The sequence below is a fragment of the Neobacillus sp. NPDC097160 genome, assembly GCF_044762155.1.
Lineage (GTDB): Bacteria > Bacillota > Bacilli > Bacillales > Cytobacillaceae > Neobacillus.
Genome location: NZ_JBIWDU010000008.1, coordinates 75684 through 87420, shown reverse-complemented (window position 1 = coordinate 87420; position 11737 = coordinate 75684). Strand labels below are relative to the sequence as shown.

12 protein-coding genes are annotated in these 11737 nt (G+C 40.5%); 10 read left to right on the top strand and 2 right to left on the bottom strand.

Annotated features, from left to right (window positions below; genetic code table 11):
• Positions 1 to 37 precede the first annotated feature (37 nt).
• From ACIQXV_RS13040 to yajC, 7 genes are all read left to right on the top strand, one after another.
• Positions 38 to 733, top strand: coding sequence for a YhcN/YlaJ family sporulation lipoprotein (locus ACIQXV_RS13040; protein ID WP_402959437.1), 696 nt, complete (start codon positions 38 to 40; stop codon positions 731 to 733).
• 155 nt (positions 734 to 888) lie between these two features.
• Positions 889 to 1443, top strand: a complete 555-nt coding sequence (locus tag ACIQXV_RS13035; RefSeq protein ID WP_402959435.1) for a BofC C-terminal domain-containing protein — start codon at positions 889 to 891, stop codon at positions 1441 to 1443.
• A 293-nt stretch (positions 1444 to 1736) separates the two neighbouring features.
• Complete coding sequence (ruvA, locus tag ACIQXV_RS13030) at positions 1737 to 2348, top strand: Holliday junction branch migration protein RuvA (protein ID WP_402959433.1); 612 nt, start codon at positions 1737 to 1739, stop codon at positions 2346 to 2348.
• A gap of 10 nt (positions 2349 to 2358) precedes the next feature.
• Positions 2359 to 3360, top strand: a complete 1002-nt coding sequence (ruvB, locus tag ACIQXV_RS13025; RefSeq protein WP_402959431.1) for a Holliday junction branch migration DNA helicase RuvB — start codon at positions 2359 to 2361, stop codon at positions 3358 to 3360.
• Between the two features lie 30 nt (positions 3361 to 3390).
• Complete coding sequence (gene queA, locus ACIQXV_RS13020; protein ID WP_402959429.1) at positions 3391 to 4419, top strand: tRNA preQ1(34) S-adenosylmethionine ribosyltransferase-isomerase QueA; 1029 nt, start codon at positions 3391 to 3393, stop codon at positions 4417 to 4419.
• A gap of 34 nt (positions 4420 to 4453) precedes the next feature.
• Positions 4454 to 5593 (top strand): tRNA guanosine(34) transglycosylase Tgt, encoded by a 1140-nt coding sequence (gene tgt, locus ACIQXV_RS13015; RefSeq protein ID WP_402959427.1) that lies wholly within the window; start codon positions 4454 to 4456, stop codon positions 5591 to 5593.
• 30 nt (positions 5594 to 5623) lie between these two features.
• Positions 5624 to 5914 carry a preprotein translocase subunit YajC gene (gene yajC, locus ACIQXV_RS13010; RefSeq protein ID WP_402959425.1) on the top strand — a complete coding sequence of 97 codons (291 nt, stop codon included), beginning with the start codon at positions 5624 to 5626 and terminating at the stop codon, positions 5912 to 5914.
• Positions 5915 to 5954: 40 nt separating this feature from the next.
• Here the strand turns inward: yajC and ACIQXV_RS13005 are convergent, their stop codons facing one another.
• Positions 5955 to 6317: a TIGR04086 family membrane protein gene (locus ACIQXV_RS13005; RefSeq protein WP_402959422.1), complete on the bottom strand. Its 363-nt coding sequence runs from the start codon at positions 6315 to 6317 to the stop codon at positions 5955 to 5957.
• 261 nt (positions 6318 to 6578) lie between these two features.
• On the opposite strand from ACIQXV_RS13005, the gene ACIQXV_RS13000 reads away from it, so the two are divergent.
• A complete protein-coding gene (locus ACIQXV_RS13000; RefSeq protein ID WP_402959420.1) occupies positions 6579 to 7247 on the top strand; it encodes a DUF421 domain-containing protein in 669 nt (222 codons plus the stop codon).
• 41 nt (positions 7248 to 7288) lie between these two features.
• On the opposite strand, the gene spoVB is transcribed toward ACIQXV_RS13000, so the two are convergent.
• A complete protein-coding gene (gene spoVB, locus ACIQXV_RS12995; RefSeq protein ID WP_402959418.1) occupies positions 7289 to 8839 on the bottom strand; it encodes a stage V sporulation protein B in 1551 nt (516 codons plus the stop codon).
• Positions 8840 to 8983: 144 nt separating this feature from the next.
• On the opposite strand from spoVB, the gene ACIQXV_RS12990 reads away from it, so the two are divergent.
• Complete coding sequence (locus ACIQXV_RS12990; protein WP_402959416.1) at positions 8984 to 9280, top strand: post-transcriptional regulator; 297 nt, start codon at positions 8984 to 8986, stop codon at positions 9278 to 9280.
• A gap of 130 nt (positions 9281 to 9410) precedes the next feature.
• The gene (secDF, locus tag ACIQXV_RS12985) at positions 9411 to 11678 is read left to right on the top strand and encodes a protein translocase subunit SecDF (RefSeq protein ID WP_402959414.1); all 2268 of its coding nucleotides are present in this window, start codon (positions 9411 to 9413) and stop codon (positions 11676 to 11678) included.
• Positions 11679 to 11737 lie beyond the last annotated feature (59 nt).

Genomic DNA, 11737 nt, shown 5'->3' with positions numbered 1-11737 from the left:
TTATGTATGCTCAGATTGTTTCGAGGGGGTTTTTCGCTTGAACAAGAAACAGTGGATGATTCCTCTTTCCGCTTTTTTGATGTTAGGTGTGGCGGGATGTGCAAGTAATAATAATCGTGCCGGAGTGAATGAAAATATTAACAATCCGGTACGACCGATTGGATATTACTCTAATGAAAACCACCCGAATAATGGTAATAAATTAGTAAGAGATAATGATGGTGCGATTACAGAAATGATGGACCACAGTCTTGGAGCTGAGGATCAAGTAATCAACGAACAAAATAGAAGGCAGCTGCAAAAAAGGGACAAAAATGGGAATCCCATAAATCCAACGACCCCGTTAGCAACGAAGGATCGAAACTTTTTCCAGCGGGATAATCGTTTCAGTACAAGCGATATGAATTATCACGGTCATTTAAGTACAAATATTGGAAATACTGGAGTTGCGACGAATCCGGATTTCCAAGACAATTTTTCCAATAAAATTCGAAACAAAGTGGCAGCTGTTAATAATGTCCAGGATGTAAGGTCCGTAGCCTACGGAAATACAGTCATTGTATCAGTGACATTACGTGATAACAACAAAGCTGCTGCTACAAAAAGAGCGATAAAAAAAGCGGTAAAGCCTTACGCGATGGGGCGAGCTGTAACCGTTATTACAGATGAGGGAACCATCGGCCGCGACCGTAACATTCATAATGATATTCAGCGCAACAAGGGTGGAAAGTAATTAGAAACGCTGAAGCTGGACAATTCTTAAAGTCAAAAAGGGGCAAAGCATTCAGGCTTTGCCCTCTTTTTATTCTGGCTCGGATAAAAAGGCAAAAAAAGGCTAAACTAGGATTGTAGAGATTGTTCAATTTTTAACAATAAGAGGTGAGTAACATGAGGGTCAATTGGATAGCAATGTACCGGTTGGGTATAGCCGTTTTTACTGTTATTCTCTTCATGTTTATCGGCAGCATTTCAGGGACTGTACCTATAGGCCTGGCTGCACAACAAGATAACCATCAAACAGATCAAAAGGCGCTACCGCTGAATATGACGGTTATTTTGGAAAGAATCTATCTTGATGGAGAAATTAGTCAGGAAGTGATCCACGAGACTTGTTGGTCAATGGAGAATTTTTGGGCTAAATATGACCAGTGGCAGCTAACTGACATGGATGAATCGACGTTTGTCTTTAGAAAACAAGTGGATGATATTTCGCCATTGCTAAAAGCTAATGGGTTTTTTGGAGTTACTGAAAATGGTATTTTGACCATTTTTAATGGAAGACCGGGTCAATCACGAATCATTCAATCTTTTTTTCAAATAGATATTAAGAAGCTCGAAAGTAAAAAACAAGAAGAGTTGATTCAAGGTATCCCGATCAAATCAAAAGATCATTATGTAGAAGTTTTGGAAACATTTAAGCCTTATTCCGTTAAAATAGAATAGAAACGGCCCCCTAAACAGACTGATTGAGAAAAATCAGCCTGTTTTTTTGCGAATCTTCCTTTCCATGCACTTTTTCTAAACTCAATTTAAGTTTATCGGCGAATTTTGATCAGATATCGGCGAATTTCAGGATATATCGGTGAATTCTAAACTTTTATCGGCGAATTTCAGGATATATCGGCGAATCGCCTAAAACTGAATAGTTCGACCTTTCCCCGAGCAGCTATTTTCTACAACTAACATGAAATTGTATGGTAGAATGTAGTTTAGTGAAACTGGGGGAGAGAATACGATTGTATGAATTTATAAAAGGAACCGTCGAATTTGTCGGTCCAGAATATATTGTCATTGAAAATAATGGAATTGGATTTCAAATCTCTACACCAAATCCGTTTATTTATGCTGGAAAAATGGAAACAATGATAACGATCTATACGTATCATTACGTTCGTGAAGACATTATGGCACTATACGGCTTTGAAACAAGAGAAGAGAAAAGGCTGTTCACAAAACTATTAAATGTTTCAGGTATCGGACCAAAAGGGGCACTCGCCATCCTTGCCTCTGGTGAAGTGCAGCAGGTGGTTACGGCGATTGAAAATGAAGACGAAGGCTTCCTTGTTAAATTCCCGGGTGTAGGTAAAAAAACAGCCCGGCAAATGATTCTTGATCTAAAAGGGAAATTACAGGATATTGTGCCCGATTACTTCCCGAATCTATTTAATGCCGATCAACTTCCATTATCTGCACATGCTAATAATACGGCTTTTGACGAAGCCATCCTTGCCCTGAAGGCCCTTGGCTATTCAGAAAAAGAGATTAAAAAGATTTCACCTGAGTTACGAAAAGAACAGCTGTCAACCGACCAATACATAAAAAAAGCCCTCCAGCGGCTTTTGAAATAGGTGATCATTCATGGATGAGCGGATAATTTCTAGTGAAGTGAACGAAAGCGAGATTAGTATAGAACAAAGCCTTCGGCCGCAAACCTTAAAGCAATATATTGGGCAGAATCAGGTGAAGGAAAACCTCGAAATTTTTATAAAGGCGGCAAAACTTCGGAAGGAAACGTTAGACCATGTGCTCCTTTACGGCCCGCCGGGATTGGGGAAGACGACCCTTGCTGTCATTATTGCCAATGAAATGGGCGTGAACATTCGGACCACCTCTGGACCGGCGATTGAAAGACCAGGTGATTTAGCCGCAATCTTAACGGCATTGGAGCCGGGGGATGTGCTGTTTATTGATGAAATTCATCGGCTGCCAAGAACAATTGAAGAGGTACTATATCCGGCGATGGAGGACTTCTGCCTTGATATCGTGATCGGCAAAGGACCAAGTGCCAGGTCTGTCCGTCTTGACCTCCCGCCGTTTACGCTTGTCGGTGCGACAACAAGAGCTGGATCGTTATCAGCCCCGTTACGGGATAGATTTGGAGTTTTAAGCCGGCTCGAGTATTATAAGGAAGATCAGTTAAAAAATATTGTCATGAGAACCTCTGAGTTATTTGATACGGAAATTGATGAACCATCTGCAGCAGAAATTGCCAGAAGAGCAAGAGGGACCCCGAGGATTGTCAATCGGCTCCTCCGCAGGGTCAGAGATTTTGCTCAAGTAAAGGGAAATGGTACAATTGACCTTGCTCTTGCAAGAGAAGCGCTTGAGCTGCTGCAGGTCGACCGCCTTGGCCTTGATCATATCGATCACAAACTATTAAAAGGCATTATTGAAAAATTCCGCGGCGGCCCTGTTGGTTTAGATACAATTGCCGCATCGATTGGAGAAGAAGCCGAAACGATTGAAGATGTGTATGAACCGTATTTGCTTCAAATCGGATTTCTTCAAAGAACACCACGTGGCAGAGTCGTTACGACGGCAGTATATCAACATTTTGGGATGGAGATCCCTGCCCCGTAATTAATTTAATACAGATTAGGATGACATACGATGAAAGTAGATTTGTTTGATTTTCATTTGCCTGAAGAATTAATTGCCCAAGTACCGCTGAAAAATCGGACAGACAGCCGATTAATGGTGTTGAATAAGCAAACTGGCGAGATTAAGCATGAAGTGTTTAAAGATATCACCGAGTATTTGCGTGAAGGGGATTGCCTTGTCTTAAATGATACTAAGGTATTGCCTGCACGCCTTTTTGGTGTGAAAAAAGATACAGGGGCCAAAATTGAAGTCCTGCTGCTAAAACAGCGTGAGGGCGACCAATGGGAAACGCTTGTCAAACCTGCGAAGCGGGTGAAGGAAGGAACAGAAATTGAATTTGGTGATGGTCTTCTGACAGCCATTTGCACTGGGACATCAGACCATGGCGGAAGAGTATTGGACTTCAAATATGAAGGAATCTTTTACGAGGTGCTTGACCAATTGGGTGAAATGCCGCTGCCGCCTTACATAAAAGAACAGTTGGATGATCGGGACCGCTATCAGACAGTCTATGCACGTGAACCTGGTTCAGCAGCAGCTCCTACAGCCGGGCTTCATTTTACTGAGACATTATTGGGAAAAATAAAAGAAATGGGAGTCCATATCGCCTTTATTACGCTGCATGTGGGCCTTGGTACTTTCAGGCCAGTAAGTGTTGATGATGTGCTAGAGCATGATATGCACTCCGAATTTTATATGGTAACAGAAGGGACTGCACAATTACTGAACGATGTAAGAAATAAGGGCGGAAGAATTATTACCGTCGGGACAACCTCGACGAGAACATTGGAGACAATTGCCTCCCAAAATGATGGACAGTTCATGGAGGGCAGCGGCTGGACAAGTATTTTTATTTATCCAGGGTATGAATTTAAAGCCATCGATGGTATGATCACCAATTTCCATTTGCCAAAATCAACCTTGATTATGCTTGTCAGTGCATTAGCAGGAAGAGAAAATATTCTGCACGCCTATAATACGGCTGTTGAAGAAGAATATCGTTTCTTCAGCTTTGGTGATGCGATGATGATCATCTAAAGGAGCGCCTTAATACAAGGAAGGAGACACAAATTTGACTGCGATTCGCTATGAATTAATTAAAACATGTAAACAAACAGGGGCAAGGCTTGGCCGTGTACATACACCGCACGGGTCCTTTGATACCCCGGCATTTATGCCGGTTGGAACCCTTGCGACCGTGAAAACCATGTCGCCCGAAGATTTAAAAGAAATGGGCGCCGGGATTATTTTAAGCAACACCTACCATTTATGGCTCAGACCAGGGCATGAAATCATTAAGGAGGCTGGCGGACTCCATAAATTTATGAATTGGGACCGTGCAATTTTAACAGATTCCGGCGGGTTCCAGGTGTTCAGTTTAAGTGAATTCCGTAAAATTGAAGAGGAAGGCGTTCATTTCCGCAACCATATGAGTGGTGAAAAATTATTTTTATCACCGGAAAAGGCGATGGAAATTCAGAATGCCCTTGGCTCTGACATCATGATGGCCTTTGATGAATGCCCGCCGTTTCCAGCTACATTTGAATACATGAAGAAGTCGGTCGAGCGGACATCCAGATGGGCGGAGCGTTGTTTACATGCGCATCAGCGCCCTGAAGACCAGGGCCTGTTTGGGATTGTTCAAGGGGGAGAATTTGCGGAGCTTCGTAAACAAAGTGCAAGAGATCTTACTTCCCTTGATTTCCCTGGATATGCTATTGGCGGATTATCTGTCGGTGAACCAAAGGATATCATGAATCGGATGCTTGAGTTCACCACACCGCTGCTGCCGGCAAATAAACCAAGATATTTAATGGGCGTGGGTTCTCCCGACTCCTTAATTGACGGCTCCATTCGCGGAATTGATATGTTTGATTGTGTTCTGCCAACACGTATTGCCAGAAATGGTACATTAATGACAAGCAATGGCCGTCTTGTGGTGAAGAATGCCCAATATGCAAGAGATTTTGGGCCGCTTGACCCGGAATGTGATTGCTACACATGCCGAAATTATAGCCGAGCCTATATCCGGCATTTGATAAAATGTGATGAAACATTTGGAATAAGATTAACGTCTTACCATAATCTCTATTTTCTGTTAAGATTAATGGAGAAAGTCAGACAAGCCATTATGGAAGACCGGCTTGGTGATTTCCGAGAAGAGTTTTTTGAACGTTATGGTTTTAATAAACCGAACGCGAAAAATTTCTAATAGAACATTTTTGAAAGGAGGGAAACAAAGATGCAAGGTTTGGGTACAATCATTCCATTAATATTAATGTTTGTGTTATTTTATTTCCTATTAATTCGCCCGCAGCAAAAACGCCAAAAAGCGGTACAGAATATGCAAAGCGAATTGAAGAAGGGTGATAAAATTGTCACGATTGGTGGGTTGCATGGTTTTATCGACTCAATCGATGATAATAAAGTCGTGATTAAATGTGGAGACGGAAGCCGTCTTACATATGACCGCAATGCTATTCGTGAGGTCACTGATGCTAGCGCCGGTGAAGGCGTAAGTCTTTCTAAATAGTAAACAAAAAAGGAAGCCATATTATGGCTTCCTTTTTATTTTACGCTGAGCGCCTGGAATTGTTGGTTGCAATATTAACCCCTAAAATTCCACCCATCATCGCGATTAACGTGTAGCAGGTATGGTAAATAACTTGCTCTGCGTCAAACAAACGATCATAGCCGAGGTATTGAAATAAAAAGACAACAAGGGAATAAATAAGCCCCGTTATTCCGCCAATAAGCCAGCCTTTTTCTTTCCGCTTTCCACCTGAAAGAAAACCGCCTCCAAATAGCCCAATGAATGATAAGGCCGTTATAATATATTGTAGCGATCCTTCTCGAGCGGACGTAAACCTTAGGATAAAAGCAAAAATAAGGCTGACTAACACGGCGAATGCAAAAATAAAAATCAATCCGTACAAAATGGATGTACCAAAGCTTTTCGATTCGATTTTGACTCTCCCCCTTCACAACTTTTAGGCCTGCATGATTTTTCTTCTTTTTATAGTGCAGGGCCGTAAATACAAGTTTCTTTCCTAGTACAAGCGTATTCATGAAGTGGGAAAAGTAGAATGAATAATTGAGAACTTTTTCATGAAATGATTTGATTGGTAGTTAATTCCTCTCATTTTTCTCTTCGAATTGTAAACAATATCGTAGAATGAAAAAAAGGAGCGACAGCTGTGGCAGATTATTTAACGATTTTAGTTCGTACGATAATATTTTATTTACTCATCCTGGTCATTTTCCGCTTAATGGGGAAGAGGGAAATTGGGGAACTAAGTATCCTCGATCTGGTTGTTTTTATCATGATAGGCGAATTAGCAGTCGTTGCCATAGAAAGACCGAATGTAAAGATTTTTCATGCGATATTACCAATGGCTATTTTAATGATCATCCAAATCATCATGGCAATCATTTCATTAAAGAGCAAAAAAATTCGTAATCTTGTAGAGGGTAAGCCCAGCATTATCATTAACAGAGGGAAAATAGACGAAGTGGCAATGCGAAAGCAGCGTTATAATTTCGATGATTTAATGACCCAATTACGAGAAAAGGACATCCGCAGTATTGCAGACGTGGAGTTTGCCATATTAGAATCGTCCGGAAGCTTATCTGTCATTGAAAAATTAGAGGACCCAAACAAGCCAAAGAATCCATCTAAAAATGGTGATATTACGATTCCACTCATTTTAGATGGCAATATTGAAGAAGAAAATTTAAAAAGAATTAACAAGACAAATCTGTGGCTTCGCCAGGAATTGAAAAAACAGGGATATCGCGATGTAAAAAAAATTTCCTTTTGCAGCTATGAAAATGGGAAGTTCTTTATTGATTTACAGGATGAATAATTAGAAGACAGGCCTGTATATAAATGGCATGTCTTCTTTATTTATATTGAAAACAAATTCCCAATCCAGGGGATGCGGCTTAGCTCATCTTTTTTAATTAAGCGGAAAAAAACCAACATGAGGAAATAGGAAACGGCCATGACGGATACTGCGGTGAACACTCTGATAATCAGGTGTTCATTTTTAAAGATATTTTCGAAAATCCAATAGCCTAACCAGCCTGATACCCCCATCACGAAAAATCCTTTCAAATAGTCAAGGATATAAATGGAAAACGCCACTTTTTTCAATACCGTTGCAAAGTGCAGAATCGTAACAAGTACAAAGCCAACGAGAATCCCAAGCGCTACCCCGGTAATTCCGAAGGATGGCTGGGAAGCGAGTAAAAATATCACAGCCGTTTTGATCACAGCGCCAATAAGGCTGTTAATCATCGCAGCCCTTGCAAGGTTTAATGCCTGTAAAACGGCTTGGAGCGGGCCTTGATAGTAATAAAACAAAAAGAATGGTGCCATAATACGGATAAAATATGCACCCTTTGTTGAGCCGTACATGAGCTGCATGAGCGGGTCTGCCAATACATATAGGATAATGACAGCAAGTCCTCCGGTTAAAAAGACAAATCGCAATGCCTGCTGCAGGCGGTATTCAATCAATTTATGATTATTTTTGGAATTGGCCTCGCTGATTGCCGGGACAAGTGATGTAGATAAAGAAAAAGTAACAAATGACGGCAGCATTAACAGTGGCATGGCATAGCCGGTTAGGGACCCATATTGTTTTGTTGCATTCACCGCTATGACCCCTGCAAGTGCCAGACTGTGAGCAACAACAATTGGCTCAAAAAACCAGGCAATTGAACCAATCATCCTGCTTCCCATTGTGGGCAGGGCAATCTCCATTAATTCTTTGAACGTCCGCTTTCCTTTATGAACAAATTGAAAGAAATTTTTTCTCAGTCTAAACCGCTTTTTTAATTTAAACGTTGTTAGTAGGTATACTAGCGAGAGTAATTCACCCAAAACGGAAGCGCCCATTGCTGCTGCTGCTGCATATTCAACCCCATATGGGAGAAAGGTTTTTGTCGCTGTAGCGATTAAGGTGATTCTCACAATCTGCTCTAAAACTTGAGAAATCGCTGATGGACGCATGTTTTGCCGTCCTTGGAAGTAGCCTCTTAAAACAGAAGAAATCGCGATAATCGGCAGTGCCGGCGCAATCGCCATTAAAGGATAGTACGTCCTTGGATCGGTGAACAGTGTCGTAGATAGAATTGGAGCAAGTAAGAGTAATGCAGGTGTAATAATAATTGATAAGCCAATCGTTATTGCAAGGGATACAACAAGGATTTTTTTTATTTCAGCATAATCCCTTCTGGCTTCCGCCTCAGCAATATTTTTAGAAATGGCCACCGGCAGCCCTAACTGTGTGATCGTTACGACAAGAATAAACGTTGGATATGCCATCATATATAAGCCGACGCCTTCTTCACCAATGCTGCGTGCAAGGACAATTCGATAAATAAAACCAAGAACTCGTGTAACGAATCCTGCTGCTAAAAGGATAAAAGTCCCTTTTAAAAACTTTGACATGCTGTTTCCCACCTTCTCAAAAAAGAAGAATTCATATACAATTAACTATATGCCTTATGGTGGACAAAGCATGACAAGTAGTAAAAGCTTTTTATAATGGTTTTAATAATTAGGACACCTTGAGGCCCGGGGGAGGCAGTTAGCATGGAAAGTAGCTCCAAATTTGATCATTTTCGTACCCAAGTACAACCTGCATTGGCAAGCAAACTCGCTGAATTCCGATTGCTAGGGATTAATTCAGTAACCGAAAAAGAGCTTTGGGAATTCTTATTGAAAAAAAAGTGGAAAAAAGTAAAGGAAGAAAAACGACTTTACGAAATGATCCAAGAAATTCTCTCTGTAAAAGTAAGTGATTATCTTAGCTTCGCAACGATTGAAGCCTATAAAACAGCCGAATTTTCCATTGACGATGAAGCTGAATTGAAAGAACTGTTGAAATAATCCTACCTATTTCAAATTGACAGCTATTCCTACTTATTCCATAATAGAAACAGTGACTTTTAAATTATTTTACTATAAGGCTAGTCTGTAACAGTGCAATTGCACAGGCACTAAGGAGGAACAATACATAATGGTGAAGCGTAGTAGAATTATTGCTTTCTTTCTTCTGGTTCTAATTATCGGAAGCACAATGGGAGCAACAACCAAGAACATTTTAAACAATATTAAGCTTGGACTGGACCTTCAAGGTGGATTTGAGGTTTTGTACGAGGTTAAGCCAGCGAAGAAGGGTCAAAAAATCGACAAGGAAGTGTTGGCAAGTACCGCTGAAGCACTCGATAAGCGGATCAACGTCCTTGGTGTAAGTGAACCGAATATCCAAATTGAAGGGACGAACCGAATTCGTGTTCAGCTTGCCGGGGTCACTGACCAAAACAAGGCTCGTGAAATGTTGTCTACACAGGCAAATTTAACATTCAGGGACGCGAATGATCGTCTAATGATGGACGGGTCAGACTTAAAGCAAGGCGGGGCAAAACAAACGTTTGATGAAAATGGTGCTCCAAGCGTTTCGTTGACATTAAAAAGTGCCGATAAATTCCGTAAAGTCTCTGAAGAAATTATGAACATGCCTTCTCCAAACAACGTGCTTGTCATTTGGCTTGATTTTGAAGAAGGGAAGGACTCCTTTAAAACGGAAATAACAAAACCGAATCCTAAATTTTTATCAGCTCCAACCGTAAGGCAAATTTTTAATCAAGATACAGTTTCGATTGTCGGCAGCTTTACTGCGAAAGAGGCTACTACCTTAGCGAATCTTTTAAATGCCGGGTCATTACCTGTAAAACTGAAGGAAGTATACTCTACTTCAGTCGGAGCAAAATTTGGTGAACAAGCATTAAATGATACGATATTGGCCGGAATCATCGGTGTCGCAATCATCTACCTATTTATGCTTTTCTATTATCGTTTTCCTGGCTTCATTGCCACTGTTACGTTATCCATTTATATCTATCTAGTCCTATTAATATTTGACTGGATGAACGGTGTCCTGACCTTGCCGGGTATCGCCGCGATTATCCTCGGGATTGGGATGGCCGTCGATGCCAATATCATAACCTACGAGCGTATAAAAGATGAGATTAAAGTTGGTAAATCGATTAAATCAGCATTTCAGGCTGGTGAAAACCATGCATTTAGGACCATTCTTGATGCCAACTTGACAACGATGCTGACAGCGGGTGTTTTGTTTTTCTATGGAACAAGCTCAGTGAAAGGGTTTGCTACCATGTTGCTCGTGAGTATCTTTATGAGCTTTCTCACCAATGTTTACGCTTCAAGGTTTTTATTAGGGCTATGGGTGCACAGTGGTTTATTTACTAAAAAAACGACCTGGTTCGGAGTACACCCGTCCAAAATTAAAGATATTGCTGAAAACTTTGATACAATAGATCTCCCAACTAGATTTGATAAACTAGATATTGTAAAAATGAGAAACAAGTTCTTCATTTTTTCAGGAGTGCTTCTTGTTGCTGGTATAATCATTCTTTCCATTTTCCGTTTGAACCTTGGTATCGATTTTTCAAGCGGTACGCGCGTTGAAATTCTATCAAAGACACCTTTAACATCGCAACAGGTTGAAAAGGCCTTTACCAAGCTTCATTTAAAAACAGATGATGTAGTCATATCGGGTGATAAAAAACAAATCGGTGCTGCTCGATTGGTTGGTGTTTTATCGAAAAACGAAATTGCCAATTTAAAAGCAGAGTTTAAAAAGGAATTCGGCTCAGAGCCGAATGTCAGTACTGTTTCTCCAACAGTTGGGAAAGAGTTAGCGAAAAATGCTTTTATCGCAGTTTTGATTGCGTCCGCTGGAATAATTCTCTATGTTACCATTAGATTTGAAATGTACATGGCGATTGCGGCTGTTATTTCCCTGCTTCACGATGCGTTCTTTATGGTTGCCTTTTTCAGTATTACAAGACTTGAGGTCGACTTAACCTTTATAGCTGCGGTCTTGACGATTGTTGGTTATTCGAACCATGATACGATTGTAACCTTTGACCGAATTCGTGAAAATCTGCATAAGAAAAAGCGTCTCAAAACTGTTCAGGAAATTGCTAATGTAGTAAATGTTAGTATTCATCAAACATTAACCCGTTCAATCAACACTGTATTAACAGTATTAATTACTACTACATGCTTAATAATTTTTGGAAGTGAATCAATCCGTAATTTCTCGATCGCGTTGTTCGTCGGTTTAATTGTAGGGGTGTACTCTTCCCTCTTTATTGCAAGTTCATTATGGTATGTTATGAAATGTAAAGAGTTGAAAAAGAAGGGCACCATTAAAACTGAAAAAGAAAAGAAAAAATACTCTGATCAACCACAAGTATAATAATTTAGAAAAATCGCAGTTTATCTGCGGTTTTTCTTTTTATTGAAGAGTTTTTATCA

Bases quoted from the DNA above. Each gene is read 5' to 3' on its own strand.
- ACIQXV_RS13035 (WP_402959435.1), top strand. From the start codon at position 889: ATGAGGGTCAATTGGATAGCAATGTACCGGTTGGGTATAGCCGTTTTT.
- secDF (WP_402959414.1), top strand. From the start codon at position 9,411: ATGGTGAAGCGTAGTAGAATTATTGCTTTCTTTCTTCTGGTTCTAATT.
- queA (WP_402959429.1), top strand. From the start codon at position 3,391: ATGAAAGTAGATTTGTTTGATTTTCATTTGCCTGAAGAATTAATTGCC.
- yajC (WP_402959425.1), top strand. From the start codon at position 5,624: ATGCAAGGTTTGGGTACAATCATTCCATTAATATTAATGTTTGTGTTA.
- ruvB (WP_402959431.1), top strand. From the start codon at position 2,359: ATGGATGAGCGGATAATTTCTAGTGAAGTGAACGAAAGCGAGATTAGT.
- spoVB (WP_402959418.1), bottom strand. From the start codon at position 8,839: ATGTCAAAGTTTTTAAAAGGGACTTTTATCCTTTTAGCAGCAGGATTC.
- ACIQXV_RS12990 (WP_402959416.1), top strand. From the start codon at position 8,984: ATGGAAAGTAGCTCCAAATTTGATCATTTTCGTACCCAAGTACAACCT.